Below are 21,332 nucleotides of genomic sequence, written 5' to 3'. Positions count from 1 at the left end.
TCGGAGTCCGTATCTATGTGCGGATTATTCCGCATCGTCGATCGAAACGTCCTGCAACCGGCAATGAAGGATTCGATCCGTCAGGCAGACGTGGAGCACGCTGCCGGCCGCATCCGCGTGACGGCGATACTCAGGCCGCATCCGACAGACCGGTCGAAGCTCGAACGGATGGCGAGCCTTCTCAGCGTGGAAAAGCGTGTGTCCAGCGTCAGTTAGTCGGCGAAAGAAGCGGAGCCGACGCCGGAGTGACGCGTCGCGGGCAGGTGTCCTTTGTCGGCAAGCATCGTTTGCACTTTTCTGCAATAGATTCAGAGATTGTTAATTCCGCGCCTTCGACATGGACGGCCCGGCCAGCTTCGACTAAGCTCTAGCACCGTGATTTTTTTCACTTACCCATTGGAGTCCCGAATATGGAACACGGCATCATTGCATGGCTTATCATCGGCGCGATCGCGGGCTGGCTCGCAGGTTTGCTGGTCAAAGGCGGCGGCTTCGGCCTGATTGTCGACATCATTGTGGGGATTGTCGGCGCATTCATCGGCGGTTGGCTGGCCGGAGTGCTGCATATTTCGCTGGGCAGCGGCTGGATTGGATCGATCATCACCGCTGTGATCGGCGCGGTCATTCTGTTGTTTCTTGTCCGCCTCATTCGACGAGGCAGCTAAGCGCAGCATCTGACGTCAAAAGAAGCGTCAGAGGCACACGCACCTGACGCTTCGCAGTTCAAGGGCCCTCCTGGCCGCCGGCAACATCGAGCCGGTAGCATGCGGCCGCCTGGGCCGCGCGAAAGCCCGGTCCAACCGATGCGGCGTCTGCCCTCCCCTCGCAATGACCAGCGCCAGCCGACCCCGCCGTGACCGTTTCCAGCAGCTGCAGCCAGATCGAGCCGTCGCGGGTCGGCGAGGCGCGCATAGTATCGAGTCAGTTTGCTGCTAAAAACGGTCGACGCGAAAGGGCATTGGATCGACGATGACTTCCGAGCCCGTCATCATCTCCGCGATCATGCGTCCCGTGACCGGCCCGAGCGTCAGGCCATGATGCGCGTGACCGAACGCAAACCACAGATCCTTGTGCCGCTTTGCCGGACCGATAATCGGCATCATGTCCGGCGTCCATGATGAGCGCAACGCGTTCGGCCGCCCTTGACCGCGTGGGCCGAAAAGCATCGACCGAATCACTTGCTCGATTTCCAGAACCGGTAGTCCGCATTCGCGCGGCCAAAGCGCGCCTCATTCCAGACCGCGTCGCCCAGCATGAGGACGTACACGCGTAGCGATGCCCTCGACCGACCCTCTGCAACGGATCAACTGCGCGAAGTGCCGTGCAGGAGCATCCGGTATTCGGTCGGCGTGACGCCCACGGTCGCCTTGAATTGCCGCGTGAACGCGCTGTGGTCCGTGTAGCCGCATAGCGCGGCGACGTCCGTGACCTTGTCGTTCGAGAGCAGCAGCGCGGTCGCCGCGTCCAGACGCGTCTTGAGCAGCACCTGACGCGGCGTCAAATGAAACACTTTATGGAAGTACCGCTCCAGTTGCGCGACCGACATGTCCGCCATCGCGGCGAGCTGTTTCAGATTCAACGGCTGAACATAATTTTGCTGGATCGACTGCACGACCGCCGCGAGTCGACTATAGGCCGGGTGGCTGCTTTCGTCCGCTTTCAGATCGCGGGAAATTCCGGCGAGGCCGACCACTTTGCCCGCGTCGTCCCGCAGCGGCTGCTTGCAGGTCAGGCACCAGCCAGGCTGGCGGCCGGGATAGAGATGCAATTCCAGTTGATCGATCATCTGGCTGCCCACGCCGATGATCGCCTTGTCTTGCGCCGTATAAATCCGCCCGAAGCGGCGCGGAAAGACGTCCTCGGCGGTCTTGCCGAGCAGCGCGGCCTTTTCCTTGAAGCCGCAGCGCGAGGCGAGCGTGCGGTTGACGAGTGCGTAGCGCGCGTCGGCGTCCTTGACGAAGAACACCACGTCGGGCATCGCGTCGAACACCGGCTCGAGCAACCGGAAGTGCGACAGCATGCCGGACAGCGTGGCATCTTCGGGTACGAGCGGGTGGGCCGGCGTGTTCATCGTGTGCGTCGCGTTGGTCCGCTGGATTCGCGTGGGGGTTCGTCCGTGCGGCCGCGCGGGTGGTACGCGGCCCGTCGATTATAGAGCCGCGCGGTACCGACGATAGCCGCGACGCGAGCGGGCACAGACCTCATTCGATCGGCGCCGGCTCGATGCCAGGCGTCATCAACGTACCGATTTGCGCGGGACTGAACGGCGGACGCGGCGCGGCGGTCGGCCAGCCAAAGTAGAGGTTCGCGGCCGCCCCGCAGATTCTTCCCTGGCAAGCGCCCATGCCGCAGCGCGTGTGCAGCTTGGCTTCGCGCCAGTCCTCGCAGCGGCGTACCTCGCCGACGCTCACGTCCTCACATCGACAGAGCAGCGTGGCGTCGGCAGGCGGCGTGCGGGCGGCCTCCTGCAACGCGAAGGCGGCTTCCACGCGCCGGCCGAAACGGCGCCAGCGCGCGCGCCGTGCAACCAGCGCGGTCAGAACGGCATGCTCCGTTGCCCCGCCGCCGCTCGCCGCCAAACCGGCGATCTCACCTTCCACGCCGGCCAGTTCCGCGCCGCCGATGCCCGTGCACTCCCCCGCCGCGAACACATGGTCGACCGACGTTCGCTGTTCGCCGTCGACGACGATCTCGCCCGCCTCATTGACCGCGCAGCCGAGCGCCTGGGCGAGCGTGACGTTCGGCAGCAGTCCATAGCCGCACGCGACACGGTCGCAATCGAGCGATACGTCGTGCGTGCCGCGCCGGATGGTCACGCGCTGCACGCGGCCATCGCCGTGCGCCTCGCGCACCATGCTGCCGGTCCAGTAACGCGAGCCCGCGAAACCGCGTGTCATCGCGATCGCCTGGCGCAGCTTCGCGGGCTCGCCCAGCAGTGAAGCGCCGAAGCGCGCAACCTGCAGCGCCCGCGCCTGCTCGAGCACCGCGACCACCCGCGCGCCGGCTTTGCGCGCGGTATCGAGCGCGGCAATCAGCAGCGGCCCGCTGCCGGCAATCACGATCCGTTCGCCGCGCACGGGCATCCCCCCTTTGATCAGCGCCTGCAATGCGCCCGCGCCGGTCACGCCCGGCAAGGTCCAGCCCGCGAACGGCAGCAGCCGCTCGCGCGCGCCGGTCGCGAGAATCAGGCGCTCGTAACTGACGCACACGCCGCCCTGCCCGGCCGATTCGAGCAGCAGAGCGCGGGAGTCGAGCGGCGCGATCACGCGGGTCGACGGCCAGTGGGTCACCTGACTGTGCCGATGCAATGCATCGAGCAGCGCGGACAGCGGCGCTTGCGGCGCATGCCCCGGGCCTTGACGCCAGACCTGACCACCCGCGCGCGGATTGTCGTCGAGCAACGCGACGCTCATGCCCGCGCGCGCCGCCGCATGCGCGGCATTCAGGCCGGCCGGCCCGCTGCCCACCACGACCAGGTCGAAGTGTCGCGTCATTGCGGCTCCGCGGGTTCGCAGGCTTGCACGGACTGGCCTTCGCGGCACAATGTCTGACAGGCCAGCGTGTGCGCCCGGCCATCGATGGTCACTCGACACTCCTGGCACACGCCCATGCCGCAAAACGCGCTGCGCGTGTCGCCCTGCACGGACCGCCGCGTGCCGCCGACGCCCGCGATCACCAGCGCAGCCGCCACGGTCGTGCCGGCTTCAACTGCGATGTCGCGGCTGTTGATCGTCAGGTGGATGCGTGCCGTGTCAGGACGGGTCATGAGCCACCTGCTCGAGGAAACGGACCGGCATATACGGCTCCACAGGAATCGGCGCGGCACTCCCCGTGATCTGCGCCGCGAGCAGTTTGGCGGTGGCGAGCGAGGTCGTCACGCCTAAACCTTCATGGCCAACCGCGAGCCACACGCCAGGCGCGAACTCGCCGGCCGGTCCGATCAGCGGCAGACCATCGGGCGACGCCGCGCGAAAGCCGGTCCACGCGCGAATGCCGTTGAGCGTCGGCAGCACCGGCAGATAGCGCGCGGCGCGGTGCAGCATCTGCGCGAGCACGGGCATCTCGACTGCGGGGTCGGTGGTATCGAACTGGCGCGACGAGCCGATCAGCAGTTGTCCGGTGGGACGCGGTTGCGCATTGAACGCCATGGACGGGCCCGAGGCATGATGCGCGCTTTTGATATAGCCCAGTTCAAGCAGTTGATGACGAATCAGTCCCGGATAGCGATCGGTGATCAGCAGATGGCCCTTCTTCGGTTGCAACGGCAGCGACGGCACGAGTTGCCGCGCGCCCAGGCCATTGGCGACGATCACGTGCGCGGCGCCGACGCGCTCGCCGCTTGCAAGCGTGACGCTGTCCGCGTCGACGGAAGCGACCGGCGTCATCAGCCGCACGCGGATGTTCGCGGCGTGCGGCGACTGCGTCAGCAGCCATTCGGCGACGGTGGGCGCATACACGATGCTGTCGTGCGCGATGCGCAAGCCGCCTGCCAGCGACGCTGCCAAGGCGGGCTCGCAGGCACGCAGTTCCGCCGCGCCCAGCAGTTCTGCGCCGACGTTTTGCGCGGCGAACGCCGCCTGCATCGCACGGGCGGCTTGCCATTCTTCGTCGTCGGCTGCGACCCACAGCGTGCCGCAGCGCGCGAACGCGTCGCGTGTGCGCAGGCGCGGCGCGAGTTGCAGCCACAAGTCGCGCGAATAACGGCTCAGCGCGAATTCCGCCGGCGAGTCGTTCATCACGACGAGGTGCCCCATGCCCGCCGCCGTCGCGCCCCCGCCGATGCGCTGCCCGTCCAGTACCTCGACGCGCATGCCGAGCGCCGCCAGCTCCGCCGCGCACGCGGCGCCGACAATACCCGCGCCCACGATCAACGCATCCGCGCTCATGCGGTGCGAATGCCCCAGGCGAACGGATCGCGCTCGTCGAAACAGAGTTGCCCTTGCGCAGTGATATACGCGCGGCCCGTGATGGTCGGGATCACCGAGACGCCGTCGCCCGCGTGGCGATAGCTCGCTTCGAACACGCTGCCGATGATGCTTTCCTGCCGCCACACCGCGCCTTCGGCAAGCTTGCCGTCGGCCGCGAGGCACGCGACTTTGGCGCTCGTGCCGGTGCCGCACGGCGAGCGGTCATATGCGTTACCGGGACACAACACGAAGCTGCGGCTGTCGATGCCGTCGCGCGAACCGGGCCCGAACAGCTCGATATGGTCGATCAGCGCACCGTCCGCGCCGGTGATGCGCTGCGCGATCAGCGCGTCGCGGATCGCCGAACTGAATGCGGTCAAGCCGGCGATATCCGCGGCGTCCAGCGAGCGGCCGTGATCGGCGACGAGAAAAAACCAGTTGCCGCCCCAGCCGATATCGCCCGTCAACACGCCGTAACCGGGCACGTCGACCGACACGGCCTTGCGATAGCGATAGGCCGACACGTTGCGCACGGCAACGCTGCCGTCCTCGTTGAACGTCGCCTCGACCACGCCGACCGGCGTCTCGATCCGGTGCCGCCCCGGCCCGATCCGCCCCATATGCGCGAGCGATGCGACGAGGCCGATCGTGCCATGCCCGCACATGCCGAGATAGCCGACGTTGTTGAAGAAGATCACGCCGGCCGCGCACGTGGCGTCGTCCGGCTCGCACAGCAGCGCGCCGACCACCACGTCGGAGCCGCGTGGTTCGGTGACGATGCCCGCGCGCCAGTCGTCAAAGCGCGCGCGCAACACGTCGAGCCGTTGCGCGAGCGTACCGCCGCCGAGATCCGGGCCGCCGGTCACTACGAGGCGGGTCGGTTCACCGCCGGTGTGGGAGTCGATGATGTTCAAGGTTTTCATGACGCCCATGGTAGGAACGGCGGGCCTCCGGGTCTTGGTGCGCATACGCGTGGATTGTGACGATTTTGGCATAGTTCTGGGTTCGGATTCAGGCCGGTTCAACGCATGGAACCGACAGCCGGCAGACATACTGAAGAGGCGGGCGCCCTGCTGGGGCCCTACGCTCGAAGCTCGATCCCGACGGGTCGCAAGGCGTGTGGCGAACGCGCTGCCGTTCGGTTTCCGGCAGCCGGCACGGCAGCCACGCTATGCTGAAATCGTCACCCGCCACGCGCGATTCGCGCAAGACGCCGAGCGATTGCCTGCCTACACTGCGCTTTGACACATCACATTCAGGAGAGCAGTCGTGGCGCACATCTGGGAAGGCGTATTGCCCGCAGTCACCACCAAATTCAACGCGGATTTCAGCATAGACCGCGCATGGACCGGCAAAAATATCGAAGCGCAGATCGATGCCGGTGTAGACGGCATCATCGTGTGCGGCTCGCTGGGCGAAGCGTCGACCTTGTCGCTCGATGAAAAGCTGCAAGTGCTGGACATCGCGGTCGAGGCCGCGCGGGGCCGCGTGCCGGTGCTGTTGACGATCGCCGAGAACAGCACGCTCGACGCCTGCCGCCAGGCCGAAGCCGGCAGCCGGCACGGTGCGGCCGGCTACATGGTTCTGCCGGGGCTGCGCTATTTGTCGGACCGGCGCGAAACGCTCAATCATTTCCGCAGCGTCGCCGCTGCAAGCGCGCTGCCGTTGATGATCTACAACAATCCGCTCGCCTATGGCGTCGATATGACGCCCGACATGTTCGCGGAAATCGCCGATGAAAAGAAGATTGTCGCGATCAAGGAATCATGCGGCGACGTGCGGCGCGTGACAGATCTGATCAATGCGGTCGGCGATCGTTTCGCGATTCTGTGCGGCGTCGACAATCTTGCGATGGAAGCGATCCTGATGGGCGCGCATGGCTGGGTAGCCGGGCTGGTGTGCGCGTTTCCACGCGAGACGGTGATGATCTACAAGCTGCTCAAGGCAGGACGCGTTGAGGAAGCCCGCGCGATCTACCGCTGGTTCGCGCCGCTGCTGGCGCTCGACGTATCGCCGAAGCTCGTGCAGAACATCAAGCTGGCCGAAGCGATCGTCGGCTTGGGTACGGAGCCGGTGCGCCCGCCCCGTCTGCCGCTCGTCGGCGAGGAACGCAAGGCGGTCGAAGCACTGATCCGTCGCGCGATCGAATCCCGGCCCATGCTGCCGGCCATCTGACCGGCCGGCCGCGGCGTGCGGGTGGCCGTGCTGCGGGCTGCGATCTCAGGCCGCCTGCTTCTGCGTATCGTCGACCCGGCGCTCGGCTGAGTCGACCCCGCGCAGATGCAGCAGCCGGTAGCCGCTCTTGTAAACCGGCTGCAGCCGGAATTCGTTTTGCGGTTCGATTTCGAGCAGCAAGCGCAGCCGCGACACATGACTGTCGATGGTGCGGGTGAACTCACGAAACTCGCGGCCCCACACCATAGCGAAGATGTGGTCGCGCGACATGACGCGGCCGATGTTCGAAAACAACAGTGCGGCAAGCCGATACTGGGTGCTGGACAACGGCACCGGCTCGCCGCGCAGCAGCACCATCTGGCGGCGCGTGTCGAAGTAATAGGGGCCGACCTCGAAGCTCGCCGTGCTGGCGCGCTCCGGGTACGCGCGCCGCAACAACGCCGCGATCCGCTCGCGAAACTCCGCGGCCCGCAAGGGCAAGCCCACGTAGTCATCCGCGCCGGCGACGAACGCCAGCACCATGCTCTCCTCCGACGTATCTTGCGACGCGAACATGACCGGCAAGCGGTCGCCGCCGACCCCTCGCACCGAGCGCAGCACGTCGGTGCCGGACAGGCGCGTGCCCTGCCAGTCCAGCACCAGAAGATCGACGCTGGAACGGGCAAGTGCCTTTGACATGGCGAGGCCGTCGTCGTAAAGCATGCAAGTGTGGCCGGCCTTCAGGAGAACTTGTTCGATCGACAGACGCATGACCGGGTCACGCTGAAGCACTGCAATGCGCATGGGTGGCTCTCAACTGGGTAGATCGCACGTCATTCTCGGAGGCTGGGCGCGTCGATCCCATAGGACCAATCTGAATTTCAACGTCGGTTCGACGGAGCGCCGCGCGCCTCGCAACAGACCCGTCGCGCCCGATGCCGGCCATCGATCAAAACCGATACCTCAATCGGGCGGCCCCCCAACATCGACGAGGGCTCCTCCAGCCATCCCCACATCCACGACCCACAAACCGCAAGCGCGACGCAGCACCGGTATGCGTCGCGCAATTTGACCGGTTTGCGCAGGCATCCATCGCGATCAGGGTTAACCCATTCTGAAATGCGCCGCAAAATACGTACAGTTCTTGCATACGACCTTGCTTCCGACGCGGACCAATCGTCGCCCCGGTCGTCTGGCGGTGTTTCCTCAGTTCTGCGAACTCAAAGGAGATGACAGATGGACATCCGGAACCCTTCCCCCGGCCTCTACAACGACGACCTCGCCCCCGCCCGGGTGCGCAACTGGGGTGCCTTCAGCATTTTCAACGTCTGGACGTCGGACGTGCACAGCCTCTGGGGCTACTATCTCGCCGCCAGCCTGTTCCTGCTGTGCGGCAGCTTCATCAACTTCGTGCTGGCGATCGGAATCGGCTCACTCGTGATCTTCGCGCTGATGAATCTGATCGGCTACGCCGGGGAGAAGACCGGCGTCCCCTACCCGGTGCTGGCGCGCGCCTCTTTCGGCGTGTGGGGCGCCAACCTCGCAGCGCTGGTTCGCGCCCTGGTGGCCTGCTTCTGGTACGGCGCGCAGACGGCAGCGGCTTCGAGCGCGATCGTCGCGCTATTGATCCGCAGCCCGAGCCTGATGGCGTTCCACAAGGGCACGCACTTCCTCGGCCATTCTGGGCTCGAGGTGATCTGCTACTTCATCGTGTGGGCGCTGCAGTTGCTCATCATTCAGAAGGGCATGGAAACGGTGCGCAAATTCCAGGACCTGGCCGGGCCGGCCGTGTGGATCGCCATGCTGATCCTGGCGATCGGGCTGTGCGTGAAGGCAGGCGGGTTCTCGTTCGAGCATGGCATTCCGATGGACGCGCTGCTCGAGAAAACCAGGGACGTCGGTGTCAGCGGCAAGCCCGGCTCGTTCTGGGCGTTGATGGCCGTAGGCGCGACCTGGATCACCTACTTCGCGGCGCTGTACCTGAATTTTTGCGACTTCTCGCGCTACGCGAAGAACCGCGACGCGGTCAGGAAAGGCAATCTGTGGGGGCTGCCGGTCAACCTGATTGCGTTCTCGCTGGTCGCCGGCGTCACGACCATCGCCGCGTTCAAGGTGTACGGCGAAGTGCTGCTGCATCCGGAGCAGATCTCAGCCAAGTTCGACAGCTGGCTACTGGCACTCATCGCGGCAGTGACCTTCGCGGTCGCCACGCTAGGCATCAACGTGGTGGCCAATTTCGTCTCGGCGGCATTCGACATTTCCAACACGTTTCCCAAGCAGATCAGCTTCAGGAAGGGCGGTTTCATTGCGGCGGCCATCGCGCTGGTGCTCTACCCCTTTGCGCCCTGGGAAGGCAACGCCGCCCGCTTCGTCAACGCCATCGGCGCCACGATGGGCCCGCTGCTGGGGATCATTCTCGTGGACTACTACATCCTGGCCAAGGGCAAGATCAATGTGGCGGCGCTCTATCAGGAGTACGGCGAGTACCGTTACGAAGGCGGCTGGAACGTCAACGCGCTGACCGCGGCGGCGGTCGGCAGCGTGTTTTCGACGTTCCTGCCCAACTTCACCGACCTGCTGCCCGCTTGGTGGAACATCTATGGCTGGTTCTTCGGCGTGGTGATCGGCGGCGGAATCTACCTGATCATGGCGACGCTGCGGCCACGTCCGGCGATCGCCCCTACCCGCGTTTGAGGAGCTCTCCAGCGCTATCGGCGGAGGAAGGCCGCAATCGCTCGGCCACCGGCCTTTCAAACGGTTCACCGGGACCTGCATCTCTTTCAGCCGCTTGCGGACGGAGGCGCGACACATGGATGCTCACGAACCCGTCACGCGGCCGACACAGCCGGTGCGCCGCCCGGTGCTGGTCTGGGACGCGCCGGTGCGACTGTTTCACTGGCTGGTGGTCGTGCTGGTCGCGGCGGCCTATGTCACGTTGAAGCTGAACTGGATCGACTGGCACGTCCGCGCCGGCGAGACCTTGCTCGCGCTGGTGATTTTCCGGCTGCTGTGGGGCTGTTTTGGCAGCGAGACCGCGCGCTTTCGCAATTTCATGGCGTCGCCCGCGGCTGCAGTTCGTCACTTGCGTTACCTATTGCGCCGCGAGCCGGATCTGCAGGTGGGCCACAATGCGGCCGGCGGCTGGATGGTCGTGCTGCTGCTCGCATTGCTGCTAGTCGAGACGCTGAGCGGGCTCTACCTGAACAACGACATCGCCGACCAAGGCCCGTTGAGCGAAGTGGTGCCCGCGTGGCTTGCGAACGCTATCTCGACGCTGCACGGGCTTGTCTGGGACTTGCTGCTCGCTGCCGTGGCGCTGCACGTGCTCGTGATTGCTCTGTACGCCGTAGCGAAGGGGCACAACCTGCTGCGTCCCATGCTAACGGGCTATAAGCTGTTACCGTCGAGCATCGACGCGCCGCGGCAGACGCCCGCGCTGCTGGCGCTGCTGCCGCTCGGCGTCGGCGCTGCCGTGGTGATGCTGCTCGCGGCTTACCTGTGAGCTTGCCGCAAACCGGAGCTCACGGCGCCGCTCCCGGGGTCACGTCATTTGTTTTTGGGTGGCACCACCTGGCCGCGAATCTCGCCGTCCGGATGGTCCTTGGTATGAACGTTGATGTACATGTCGCCGGCCTCGAACATCTTCGCGTCGTCCGGGGATAGCGTGGCCTGACCGGTGATCGGGCTTGTCGCCTCCATTTTGCCTTTCTGGGAGAGCCAGACCTTCACGCCGGCGTTTTTGCCGGCCGGGGCGGACCCGTGGAAATGCGCCATCGTGGCCGGACTCGACAATCCGCTGAAGGTGATGTTCCACGTTACCACCCGGCTGCCGGAGTCATACGTGAGGTCAGCGCTGCCGCTGCCTGGAGTCTGCACCGGCGGGACCTGTTGGGTGCCCGTCAACGGCACCTGAAACGAGACCGGCGCCGCTTGCGCCAAGCTCAGCGTGCCCGCTAAAGCCAGGCCACCGAATACCATGAAAGCGCGCTGCGAGATGGATCGTGACATTTGACGTTCTCCTTTTTTAGCTTGCTGTTGATGAGCGGTCGAGCTTTCGGTTGCGGGTGTCGTTAGAACATCATAGCTGAACGATTCGATGCGGCAGAACTCGCGGTTGCGTGCCTGTTCGCATCGGCGTTCGTTCGCTGATCTGTGCCAGGCCGATCTCGTCGATCGAACGACCGCGCCGTCGGGGCCTCGCCGGTTCGCCGGACCTGGGGAAATCCCTCGCCACGCAGGTCACTGCCCGAGAGACCCTCAACCCGGCTGACTGACTACGTGATCTCGTGGGCAAGCGCAGCAATCGCCCGTAGCAGAGTACGCGTAGCTACGGTGTTCCGCATGGTATAAATTCCGGCGTCAGCAGAGAAGCATCGAAAGTCCGCGTTACCTGAAGATCCGCGTCCGCTTTCTCGTTCAGGCGAAACGCCGGCGATAAAAGGTGAATCGATGATCGGCGTTAACCAGCGTATTGCCCGGCGGCGGCGCCTGTGTGCCGTGCTGTGCGGCTGTGCCGCAATGGCCGGCTGCATGGTGGGCCCCGACTATCGCACGCCCCCCGCGCCGAACACCAACGCGTACACCGCCTCGCCGCTGCCGGAGCAGACCGCTTCTTCTCCCGGGGCCGCCGGCTTGCCGCAGCGCTTCGTGCCGGGACTGGACATTCCCGCCACCTGGTGGGCGCTGTTTCATTGCGAGCCGCTCGATGCGCTGATCCGTCAGGCCCTCACGAACAGTCCGAACATCGCGGCGGCGCAAGCCGCATTGCGCCAGGCGCGCGAAAATTTTTTGGCGCAAACCGGCGCCACCCTTCTGCCCAGCGTCGACGCGCAACTTGGCGCGACGCGCGAAAAGTTGAACGGCATCGCGTTCGGCCAGCCGGGAGTCGTCGAGGAGTTCAATCTCTACAACGCATCGGTGAACGTGTCATACAAACTCGACCTGTTCGGCGGGGCGCGGCGCGAACTCGAAGCGTTGCACGCGCAAGTCGACTATCAGCGCTTCCAGTTGCAGGCCGCCTATCTCGCGATGTCAGCCAACATTGTCACCGCAGCCGTCAAGGAAGCCTCGCTTCGCGCGCAGATCGAGGCAACCGGGCAGATCGCCGCCGAAGAAGATCAGCAACTGGTCGTACTCGGCAAACAGTTCGAACTGGGGGGCGTGGGCCGTACGGAAGTGCTCGCGCAGCAGACCCTGTTGGCGCAGACCCGCGCAACGCTGCCACCGCTGCAACAACAACTCGACCAGGTGCGTCACCAGCTCGCCGTGCTGGCGGGCATACCGCCTGGCAACGCTGCCTTGCCTGAATTCAGGCTCGAGATGTTTTCGTTGCCCGAGACGCTGCCCGTCAGTCTGCCGTCGGCATTGGTGCGGCAGCGGCCCGATATCCTCGCGGCCGACACCGTGCTGCATCAGGCCAGCGCGCAAATCGGCGTGGCGACCGCGGCGATGTATCCGCAGATCACACTGTCGGCAAGCTACGGTGCCGAGGCTCTGACGCCGGCAGAAGTGTTCAAGGCCGGCAGCACGATATGGAGCCTGGGCGCCGGCCTGCTGCAGCCGGTCTTCCATGGCGGGCAACTGAGCGCGCAAAAGCGCGCCGCCGAGGCGGCCTACGAGCAGGCCGACGCCCAATATCGCGAAACGGTGCTGCTGGCGTTCCAAAACGTCGCGGACTCGCTGCGCGCGCTCGATCACGACGCGCTCACCCTGCAAGCGCAGTCGGATGCATGGCGTGCCGCAAGCGACTCGCTGGCGCTGACGCGCGGGCAGTACCGCATCGGTGGAGTGAGCTACCTGGCGCTTCTGATCGCGCAACGCCAGTACGAGCAGACGGTGGTGGGTCTCGCGCAGGCACAGGCAGCGCGCTACGCCGACACCGCGGCGCTTTTCCAGGCGCTCGGCGGCGGGTGGTGGAACGCTGCGGATCAGGGCGCCGCGGCAGCCACGCATTGACTTGACCCGACAGGGTTCTCGCTTCACTGCTGCCGGCAACACGCGCTCTGAGCAGCGAAAGAATGCAAGGTCCGGCGCTTGGCCCAATGCCGCACAAGGACGTGACGATGACCGAAAGAAAACCGATGGCAAAGCGGATGGTAATCATGCTGATCTGTGTCGGCCTGCTGCTAGCCGCGCTGGTCGGCTTCAACCTGTTGCGCACGCACATGTTCGCCAAATTCATGGCGGCCAACACGGCACCGCCCGCCACGGTCTCGGCGGTGGTCGCCGGCTATCAGTCGTGGCAGCCGCAGCTTGCGGCAGTCGGCAGCCTGCGCGCGGTGCGTGGCGTCGACGTCACGACCGAAGTCGCGGGCCTCGTGCGCGAGGTGGCGTTCAGGTCAGGGCAGGAAACGAGGGCCGGGCAGGTTCTGATCAGGCTCAATGCCGACAGTGACGTGGCGCTGCTCCAGTCGCTGCAGGCAGCAGCAGAACTGGCACAAACGGTCTACCAGCGCGACAAGGCGCAGTACGACATCCAGGCGATCGCGAAGGCGCAGCTCGACGCGGACGCCGCCGATCTCAAGGGCAAGAAGGCGCAAGTCGCGCAGCAGGTCGCGCTGCTCGAAAAGAAAACCATTCGCGCGCCGTTTGCGGGGCGCCTCGGCATCACGTTGATCAATCCGGGGCAGTACCTCAATCCGGGCGACGCGATCGTCACGCTGCAGGCGATCGATCCGATCTACGCCGATTTCTCCGTGCCGCAACAGCAACTCGGCCAACTCAGGATCGGCGCTCCCGTGGTGGTCGACACGAATGCGTACAGCGGGCAGACGTTCGCCGGCAAGATCCAGTCGGTCAGCCCGAAGGTCGACAGCACCACGCGCAACGTGCAGGTCGAGGCCAGCGTCGACAACCGCGAACGCAAGCTGCTGCCGGGCATGTATGCGAACGTGAAGATCGACTCGGGCCCGCAACAGCGCTATCTGACGCTGCCGCAAACGGCCATCGCCTACAACCCGTATGGCGCGACGGTGTTCATCGTCAAACCGGGCACCCAGCCCAACGCGCAGGGCAAGACGCTGCCAGTCGCACAGCAGGTGTTCGTCACGCCGGGGCCCACGCGCGGCGATCAGGTGGCGATCCTCAAAGGCGTCAGCGCCGGCACGCAAGTCGTGACGAGCGGCCAGCTGAAGCTGAAAAACGGCACCCCCCTCATCATCAACAACAGCGTGCAACCGGCGGACAATCCGAACCCCGCGCCTCAGGAACAATAGAGAGACCGCGCCATGACCTTCACCGATCTCTTTATCCGCCGGCCCGTGCTGGCCTCGGTCGTCAGCCTGCTGATCCTCGTGCTGGGGCTGCGCTCGCTCGCCGTGCTGAAAGTCAGCCAGTATCCGCAGACCGAAAACGCCGTCGTGACGATCTCGACTGCTTACTATGGGGCGAACGCGGACACCATCGCCGGCTTCATCACGCAGCCGCTGGAAGCGGCGATCGCTCAGGCGCAGGGCATCGACTATCTGTCCTCGACGAGCACCACCGGCGTGTCGACCATTACCGCGACGCTGCGCCTGAACTACGACGCGAACCGCGCGCTGACCCAGATCAACACGCAGATCGGCTCGGTGCGCAACCAGCTGCCGCCACAGGCGCAGCAACCGGTGCTGACGGTGCAGACCGGGCAGACCACCGACGCGATGTACATGGGCTTCTACAGCACGGTACTGCAGAGCAACAGCGTGACCGATTACCTGCTGCGTGTGGTCAAGCCGAAGCTCGATTCGATCGAAGGCGTGCAGACGGCCGAAGTGCTCGGCGGGCGGCAGTTCGCGATGCGCGCGTGGCTCGATTCGGCGCGCCTCGCCGCGCACGGCGTCACGGCGGCCGACGTCTTCGCGGCGCTCGGCAACAACAACTACCTCGCGACGCTCGGCACGACCAAAGGCCAGATGGTCAGCGTCGACCTGAACGCCGGGACGGACCTGCATACGGTCGACGACTTCAGGCAACTCGCCGTCAAGCAGAAGAACGGCGAGATCGTGCGGCTCGAAGATGTCGCCAACGTCGTGCTCGGCGCTGACGATTACGACTTCAACGTCGCGTTCAGCGGCAAGCGCTCGGTGTTCATCGGCATCAAGGTTGCGCCGGACGCCAACATCCTCGATGTGGCCAGGCGCGTGAAGGCCGTCTTCCCCGATCTTCAGAAGCAGTTTCCGATCGGCATGACCGGCGACATCGTTTATGACGCCACCGATTTCGTCAATACGGCAATCGCCGAAGTCATCAAGACGCTGGTCGAGGCGTTGCTGATCGTCACCGCGGTGATTTTTCTGTTTCTCGGCAGCTTGCGCGCGGTCATCGTGCCGCTGATCGCGATGCCGTTGTCGCTGATCGGCACGTTCTTCGTGATGCAGGTGCTGGGCTATTCGATCAATCTGCTGACGCTGCTCGCGCTCGTGCTGGCGATCGGGCTGGTGGTGGACGATGCGATCATCGTCGTGGAAAATGTCGACCGGCACATGAAGCAGGAAGGCAAGGCGCCCTTCGATGCCGCGCTGATCGCCGCGCGCGAACTCGGCGGCCCGATCCTCGCGATGACCATCGTGCTGATCGCCGTGTATGCGCCGATCGGCTTCCAGGGCGGCCTGACGGGCGCGCTCTTCACCGAGTTCGCTTTCACGCTGGCCGGCGCAGTGGCGGTGTCCGGCGTGATCGCGCTGACCCTGTCGCCGATGATGTGCGCGCGCTTTTTCCGCGTGGAGCAGGAGTCGGGGCGCTTTGCGCGCTTCGTCGACCGCCAGTTCGAACGCGTGCATCGCGGCTATGGCCGTCTGCTGCACGGCACCCTCGACACCTGGCCCGTGTTCACTGTGATGGGCGCGCTGCTGCTCGCCGGCACGGTCTACCTGTTCATGACGTCGAAATCGGAGCTCGCGCCGCAGGAGGATCAGGGGATAGTGCTATCGCAAATCCTCGGGCCGCCGAACGCGACCATCGACCAGATGCAGATGTACGCGGACCAGGTGTTCGACATCTCGAAGACGCTTCCCGAATACGCGCAGATGTTCCAGCTCACCGGTGCGCCCACGCTCAATCAGGGGATCGGCGGCGTGCTGTTCAAGACATGGGACCAGCGCAGCAAGAACGCGACCGTGCTGCAGCAGGAATTGCAACAGAAATGGAATCGGATTGCCGGCGCGCGCGTCGCGGCGTTCCAGTTTCCACCGTTACCGGGCTCGCAGGGCTTGCCGGTGCAGTTCGTCATTAGCACGACGGAACCGTTCGAGAATCTCAATGAGGTATCGCAAGCAGTCCTGCAGAAAGCCCGCGAGAGCGGTATGTTTTTCTTCGTCGATAGCGATCTGAAGGTCGACAAGCCGCAAGCCACGCTCGTGGTCGACCGCGACAAGGTCGCCTCGCTCGGGCTCACGCAAAGCGATGTGGGGCAGGCGCTCGGCTCGGCGCTCGGGGGTGGTTACGTCAACTACTTCTCGATCGCCGGGCGCTCGTACAAGGTGATTCCGCAGGTGTTGCAGACCGACCGTCTGAACCCTTCGCAAGTGCTCGACTATTATCTGCGCACGCCGGACGGCAGCGTCATTCCGGCATCGACGGTGGCGCATCTCGAACGCAGCGTCGTGCCGGAATCGATCAACCATTTTCAGCAGCTGAACTCGGCGACGATCTCGGGCGTCATCGTGCCCGGCGTGTCGCAAGGGGAGGTACTGGACTTCCTGCGCAATGAGACCGCGCAAGTCGCGCCAGCAGGCTATACGGAAGAATACTCGGGGCAATCGCGGCAGTTCGTGCAGGAGTCGGGCGGCTTCGTCATCACGCTGATGCTCGCGTCGATCATCGTGTTTCTCGCGCTCGCGGCCCAATTCGAAAGTTTCCTCGACCCGATCGTGATTCTGATTTCGGTGCCGATGGCGCTGTTCGGCGCGCTCATCTTCATCAACATCGGCCTGACGACGCTGAACATCTATACCCAGGTCGGGCTCGTCACGCTAATGGGACTCGTCAGCAAACATGGCATCCTGATCGTGCAGTTCGCCAACGAACTGCAACGCGCCGGGCGCTCCAAGCGTGACGCCGTGGAGGAAGCCGCAGGCGTGCGGCTGCGCCCCATCCTGATGACGACGGCCGCGATGGTGCTCGGCGTCGTGCCGCTCGTGATCGCCTCCGGCGCAGGTGCGGCTGGCCGCAATGCGATGGGGCTCGTGATCTTCACCGGGATGTCGATCGGCACGCTCTTTACTTTGTTCGTCGTGCCGGCGATGTATATGTTTCTCGCTACCGATCATCATCAGACGGAGGGTGTGTCGAGAGCGGTTTAGCGCCTCGCACGCCAACGACGGAGTTAGACGGCCGTCAAGATTCGCACGGTGCGCAAAGAGCCAGTAATCCGGTCATTTGCCGCGCCCCCGTCGGTGACGTCTTCTTCCAGAGGAGTCCATACCATGTCACTTTCCCGTCGGCGTTTCATGATACTTACCGCATCCGCCGCATCGGCGATGGCGCTTTCCACTGAATCGCGAGCCGACGCCCCGTTGCTGTCGGAGAACGATCCCACCGCACAGGCACTTGGCTACAAGACGGACGCCGCCAAAGTAGACAAGGCCAAATTTCCGCACTATCAGGCCGGCCAGACATGCGCCAATTGCCAGCTGTATCAGGGCAAACCCGGTTCGGTGACAGGGCCCTGCCCGACCTACGGCGGCAAGCTGGTCTATGCGAAGGGATGGTGTAACGCTTACGTAAAGAAAGCCTGAATCTCACGCAGCGAGCGTTGATAAGCGCGCCTCGCAGGCAACGCTGTCCGGTCGGCCATGCGTGTGCCAATGCAAGGTAAGCCCCAGGCTCTTCAACTAACGCTGCGCAAGTTGTCGCACAGATTTGCGAAACGAACTGTCGACACCTTCCGCAGAATGCCGGCGCAACTTTCGACGGTTCCATTGGCTAACGGAACAAGAGCTCTGCGACAGTCGATTTGCGCCGCTGATCCCCCTTTTTCAGCCCTTGTGTTCGTGCATTCCGAGTTTCACGACGGATGGAAATATCTTGGCCGCCGACGGCCCATAATCGTCTCCATGCAAAGACGGTTTTATGCAACTGCGCTCAATCTGCGCAAAGCCCCATTGACGTTGTGTAGCGTGCGACGGCCAGCCGCTTTTCGGCGCTCACTCAACTCTGGCTCTTGCCGGGTAGATTTGCTAGACCACCAAGCATGAACTCCTCGACATCCACTCGCTCATCGGCGCTCGGCCGCGTTCTCGCCACTGTCAGCGTCGGTTTCGTCGTCACGCAACTCGACGTGACTATCGTCAATATCGCGCTGCCGAGAATGGGCACGGCCCTGCATGCGAGCGTCGCGGGCCTGCAATGGGTCGTCGACGCCTATACGCTAGCGTTTGCGGTGCTGATGCTATCGGCCGGCGTGCTCGGCGACCGCTTCGGCGCGCGCCGCGTGTACGCGGCCGGGATTGTGCTGTTCGCGCTCGCGTCGCTCGCCTGCGGCCTGGCGTTCGACGCCGCCATGCTGATCGCCGCGCGCGCGGTTCAAGGCGTCGGGGCCGCGGCGATGCTGCCGAACTCGCTTGCGCTGCTCAATCAGTCGTATGGCCACGATCCGAAACTGCGCGCGCGAGCGGTCGGTTTATGGACCGCCGCGGGCGCCATCTCGATCGCGGCGGGACCGGTGGCCGGCGGCCTGCTGATCGCGGCGTTCGACTGGCGCAGCATCTTTCTGGTCAACCTGCCGATTTGTGCAGCCGGCTTGCTCGCGACGCTGCTCTGGGTGCCGCGGCCCGAAATCGCCGCTCAGAACCCGCGCCGCGCAGCCAATGCCGGCACGGACGAGAGCCGCCAAACCAGCCCGCGCGGCATCGACCTGGGAGGCCAGTGTCTGGCGATCGTCGCGCTCACCGCCTTCGTCGCAGCGGTGATCGAATGGCGTCCGCTGGGGCTGGGCGATCCGCTGGTGGCTGGCGGCTTCGTGCTCGCGCTGCTCGCGGCAGGCGCGTTCATCGCCGTCGAAGCGCGCGTCGCGTCGCCGATGCTGCCGCTCCCGCTGTTCAAAAACCGCACGTTCAGCGCGGCGGTGCTGTTCGGCATCTGCGTGAATCTCACCTACTACGGGATGGTGTTCGTGCTGAGTCTTTACTTGCAGCGCGCGCGCGGCTATACGCCGTTGCAGGCGGGACTGGCGTTTTTGCCGTTGACAGGCGGCTTCCTGGTGTCGAACGTCGCGAGCGGCTGGGTGGTCGGCCGCTTCGGCGTGCGCATTCCGATGACTCTCGGCGCGCTCTCCGCCGGGCTCGGCTACGGCATGCTGCATTGGGTCGATGCGGCGACGCCGCTCATCGCTCTGCTGGTGGCGTTCCTGCTGATTCCTTCAGGCATGGGACTGGCCGTGCCCGCGATGACGACCGCCGTGCTCGCGTCGACCGAAGCACAGCGCGCGGGCACGGCCTCTGCGGTTTTGAATACGGCGCGGCAAGCAGGCGGCGCGGTGGGCGTGGCCGCCTTCGGCGCGCTGGCAAGCGGCGCGGCGGCGCCGCACATCGTCGCGGGGATGCAGGCGGCAAGCGCGATATCGGTCGCGTTACTGGCGTTGGGTGGTGTGTTGAGCTGCCTCGTGCATCCGCAGCCGCATGCTGTGGCGGCCGGCTCGCGCGAAAACCCGCGCAACGCGAAGGCGGCGCGCGTCGGCGAATCGAGGTGAGCGTCGCGCGACGCCTTTCGCTCAAAAAATAGCCCTGCGATGCTGGTGCGCACCGGGGCTTTACCGGCTGCTCTCGCGCCAGCAATTGGCGGCTACGGACGGCGCCAGGCGGTGGCGCCAAATGCCCGGCCTCAGATAGTACCGGCCGACACGACGTCGTTCACAGCGACGCTTCCTGGATCACGCCCGTGTCGATCGCCCTTTCGATCAGTCCGTCGGCTTGCGCCTTGGCGATTGCGCCGGAGAGTAACTTCTCCGGCTCCTCGATTTCCGCTTTGATCGCGCCGATGAGCCCCGACGCGTCGAAAATCACGAGTGTCTTCGCCGAATCGGCCAGACTGATGATCACGCGATGCGGCGTCGGCCCTTCGCCGAGACTGGCGCACAACTGCGTGAGCTTGCCGCCGATGGTTTGCTCGAAACTTTGAATCATTATGTGCTCCCTTGGTTACAGCCAGAATCGAAACCGGCACGCGCCGCATCAACGCCCGAGGCCTCCGCGTGGCGCGCGCGCACCGTCGACGCTCAGACCGCCTGCGCCGGTCACGAATAGCAGCAGAAAGCCGCCGGCGATACCGATGTTTTTCCAGAAATGGATCACCATGTCTCGTTGCACGGCGGGATCGACGACGTTCCAGAAATCGTGGCCCAGAATCGCCGCTGCCACCGTATAGACGGCCATCAGCAGCGCGAGCGGCCGCACCTTGAAGCCGACGATCAGCAACAGACCGCCGAGCACCTCGACGGCGGTTGCGATCGGCGCGGCAACCGGAACGAGCGGCACGCCTTTCGAATGCAGGTAGCCGACAAAGCCCGCATAGCCCAGCAGCTTCATCACACCGCTCCACACAAACAGCACGGAAAGCGCGATACGTGCGATGAAGATGATGCCGGAATCGACGGGACGCGTCATGAGGGGCTCCTGTAAATGAATAAGCAACAGACCCCGCCGGAGCGGTGCAGTTCCCCACTTAGCCACTCAGCATATGTGCAATGGCTGCCTTTTCCAAGCCCGCCCGCACCCCTACCAACGGCGCGCGAGGCATACGTGTCCACCTACATCGTCGCGCTCGTGAATGGGCGCGGGCCTTGCCGCTCGGCTAGGCGTCGGGGTAAGTGGCGACCTCGATCAGATTGCCGTCCGGATCGCGGCAATAGACCGAGGTCATCTTGCCGCGCGCACCGTCGCGCTCCACCGGACCCGCCTCGATGACGACCCCCTCGGCAAGCCAGTGCGCCGCGACTTCGGCCGGGCTTGCGGTCGTGACGAAGCACAGATCGGCACTGCCGGGCGCCGGCTCGCGTGCGGTAAACCACGCAACCGTGTCCGCGGTGGCTGGACGCAGATTGATCTTCTGATTGCCATAGGTCATCGCGACCCGCGTGCCAGTGCGCGACGCGAATTCCGTGCGTTGCATGCCGAGCACGCGCGCGTACCAGGCCGCGCTGGCTTGCACGTCTGCGACGTTCAGAACAAGATGGTCGAGCGTGTCTATCGAAAAGCTCATGGGCCGTGTCACCGTGATGGGATGTGAAGCGCCTGGATAAATCGGCTCGACTGTCTAACTGCGCGGGCAAGCGCTCCGACGGCCCGCTTCCCCCCG

At 64.8% G+C, this 21,332-nt stretch carries 20 protein-coding genes and 1 pseudogene; 10 read left to right on the top strand and 11 right to left on the bottom strand.

Translation table 11 applies throughout. The features are described 5' to 3' along the window. Positions 1-15 precede the first annotated feature (15 nt). On the top strand, positions 16-216 hold the full coding sequence (locus ABQJ48_RS19060; RefSeq protein WP_367839558.1) for a hypothetical protein: 201 nt from the start codon (positions 16-18) through the stop codon (positions 214-216). A gap of 194 nt (positions 217-410) precedes the next feature. After that, positions 411-665, top strand: a complete 255-nt coding sequence (locus ABQJ48_RS19055; protein WP_367839557.1) for a GlsB/YeaQ/YmgE family stress response membrane protein — start codon at positions 411-413, stop codon at positions 663-665. A gap of 267 nt (positions 666-932) precedes the next feature. Here the strand turns inward: ABQJ48_RS19055 and ABQJ48_RS19050 are convergent. From ABQJ48_RS19050 to ABQJ48_RS19025, 6 genes and pseudogenes are all read right to left on the bottom strand, one after another. After that, a pseudogene (locus ABQJ48_RS19050) lies at positions 933-1,115 on the bottom strand (NAD(P)/FAD-dependent oxidoreductase); the annotation flags it as partial. 188 nt (positions 1,116-1,303) lie between these two features. Further along, complete coding sequence (locus ABQJ48_RS19045; protein WP_367839555.1) at positions 1,304-2,071, bottom strand: AraC family transcriptional regulator; 768 nt, start codon at positions 2,069-2,071, stop codon at positions 1,304-1,306. A gap of 130 nt (positions 2,072-2,201) precedes the next feature. Beyond that, entirely contained in the window at positions 2,202-3,494 is a 1,293-nt protein-coding gene (locus ABQJ48_RS19040) for an FAD-dependent oxidoreductase (protein WP_367839554.1), read from the bottom strand. Then, positions 3,491-3,766: a (2Fe-2S)-binding protein gene (locus ABQJ48_RS19035; protein ID WP_367839553.1), complete on the bottom strand. Its 276-nt coding sequence runs from the start codon at positions 3,764-3,766 to the stop codon at positions 3,491-3,493. Before ABQJ48_RS19035 ends, ABQJ48_RS19040 begins: the two co-directional genes overlap by 4 nt. Further along, entirely contained in the window at positions 3,753-4,886 is a 1,134-nt protein-coding gene (locus tag ABQJ48_RS19030; RefSeq protein ID WP_367839552.1) for an NAD(P)/FAD-dependent oxidoreductase, read from the bottom strand. The genes ABQJ48_RS19035 and ABQJ48_RS19030 overlap by 14 nt, the downstream gene beginning before the upstream one ends. Next, a complete protein-coding gene (locus tag ABQJ48_RS19025) occupies positions 4,883-5,839 on the bottom strand; it encodes a 4-hydroxyproline epimerase (protein WP_367839551.1) in 957 nt (318 codons plus the stop codon). Before ABQJ48_RS19025 ends, ABQJ48_RS19030 begins: the two co-directional genes overlap by 4 nt. A gap of 337 nt (positions 5,840-6,176) precedes the next feature. Between ABQJ48_RS19025 and ABQJ48_RS19020 the strand changes: the two genes are divergently transcribed. Continuing rightward, positions 6,177-7,082: a dihydrodipicolinate synthase family protein gene (locus ABQJ48_RS19020; RefSeq protein WP_367839550.1), complete on the top strand. Its 906-nt coding sequence runs from the start codon at positions 6,177-6,179 to the stop codon at positions 7,080-7,082. A gap of 45 nt (positions 7,083-7,127) precedes the next feature. Here ABQJ48_RS19020 and ABQJ48_RS19015 read toward each other — a convergent pair whose 3' ends face one another. Then, the gene (locus ABQJ48_RS19015; protein ID WP_367839549.1) at positions 7,128-7,865 is read right to left on the bottom strand and encodes a response regulator transcription factor; all 738 of its coding nucleotides are present in this window, start codon (positions 7,863-7,865) and stop codon (positions 7,128-7,130) included. Positions 7,866-8,297: 432 nt separating this feature from the next. Between ABQJ48_RS19015 and ABQJ48_RS19010 the strand changes: the two genes are divergently transcribed. Further along, positions 8,298-9,755, top strand: coding sequence for an NCS1 family nucleobase:cation symporter-1 (locus ABQJ48_RS19010; RefSeq protein WP_367839548.1), 1,458 nt, complete (start codon positions 8,298-8,300; stop codon positions 9,753-9,755). Between the two features lie 115 nt (positions 9,756-9,870). Then, a complete protein-coding gene (locus ABQJ48_RS19005; RefSeq protein WP_367839547.1) occupies positions 9,871-10,563 on the top strand; it encodes a cytochrome b/b6 domain-containing protein in 693 nt (230 codons plus the stop codon). A gap of 44 nt (positions 10,564-10,607) precedes the next feature. Here ABQJ48_RS19005 and ABQJ48_RS19000 read toward each other — a convergent pair whose 3' ends face one another. After that, positions 10,608-11,069: a CHRD domain-containing protein gene (locus ABQJ48_RS19000; protein ID WP_367839546.1), complete on the bottom strand. Its 462-nt coding sequence runs from the start codon at positions 11,067-11,069 to the stop codon at positions 10,608-10,610. A gap of 441 nt (positions 11,070-11,510) precedes the next feature. On the opposite strand from ABQJ48_RS19000, the gene ABQJ48_RS18995 reads away from it, so the two are divergent. The 5 genes from ABQJ48_RS18995 (at position 11,511) to ABQJ48_RS18975 (ending at position 19,728) form a co-directional block, all read left to right on the top strand. Further along, a complete protein-coding gene (locus tag ABQJ48_RS18995; RefSeq protein ID WP_367839545.1) occupies positions 11,511-13,016 on the top strand; it encodes an efflux transporter outer membrane subunit in 1,506 nt (501 codons plus the stop codon). Positions 13,017-13,123: 107 nt separating this feature from the next. Beyond that, on the top strand, positions 13,124-14,275 hold the full coding sequence (locus ABQJ48_RS18990; protein ID WP_367839544.1) for an efflux RND transporter periplasmic adaptor subunit: 1,152 nt from the start codon (positions 13,124-13,126) through the stop codon (positions 14,273-14,275). A 12-nt stretch (positions 14,276-14,287) separates the two neighbouring features. Beyond that, on the top strand, positions 14,288-17,341 hold the full coding sequence (locus ABQJ48_RS18985; RefSeq protein WP_367839543.1) for an efflux RND transporter permease subunit: 3,054 nt from the start codon (positions 14,288-14,290) through the stop codon (positions 17,339-17,341). Positions 17,342-17,464: 123 nt separating this feature from the next. After that, positions 17,465-17,776 carry a high-potential iron-sulfur protein gene (locus ABQJ48_RS18980; RefSeq protein WP_367839542.1) on the top strand — a complete coding sequence of 104 codons (312 nt, stop codon included), beginning with the start codon at positions 17,465-17,467 and terminating at the stop codon, positions 17,774-17,776. 455 nt (positions 17,777-18,231) lie between these two features. Then, positions 18,232-19,728, top strand: coding sequence for an MFS transporter (locus ABQJ48_RS18975; RefSeq protein ID WP_367839541.1), 1,497 nt, complete (start codon positions 18,232-18,234; stop codon positions 19,726-19,728). A 160-nt stretch (positions 19,729-19,888) separates the two neighbouring features. On the opposite strand, the gene ABQJ48_RS18970 is transcribed toward ABQJ48_RS18975, so the two are convergent. The 3 genes from ABQJ48_RS18970 to ABQJ48_RS18960 form a co-directional block, all read right to left on the bottom strand. Then, positions 19,889-20,161 (bottom strand): hypothetical protein, encoded by a 273-nt coding sequence (locus ABQJ48_RS18970; protein ID WP_367839540.1) that lies wholly within the window; start codon positions 20,159-20,161, stop codon positions 19,889-19,891. 48 nt (positions 20,162-20,209) lie between these two features. Then, positions 20,210-20,641, bottom strand: coding sequence for a DoxX family protein (locus ABQJ48_RS18965; RefSeq protein WP_367839539.1), 432 nt, complete (start codon positions 20,639-20,641; stop codon positions 20,210-20,212). A gap of 187 nt (positions 20,642-20,828) precedes the next feature. Continuing rightward, the gene (locus ABQJ48_RS18960; protein ID WP_367839538.1) at positions 20,829-21,236 is read right to left on the bottom strand and encodes a VOC family protein; all 408 of its coding nucleotides are present in this window, start codon (positions 21,234-21,236) and stop codon (positions 20,829-20,831) included. Between the last annotated feature and the right edge of the window lie 96 nt (positions 21,237-21,332).

This window comes from Paraburkholderia suaedae, assembly GCF_040812055.1.
Lineage (GTDB): Bacteria > Pseudomonadota > Gammaproteobacteria > Burkholderiales > Burkholderiaceae > Paraburkholderia.
This window is presented reverse-complemented; position numbering and strand designations above follow the sequence as displayed.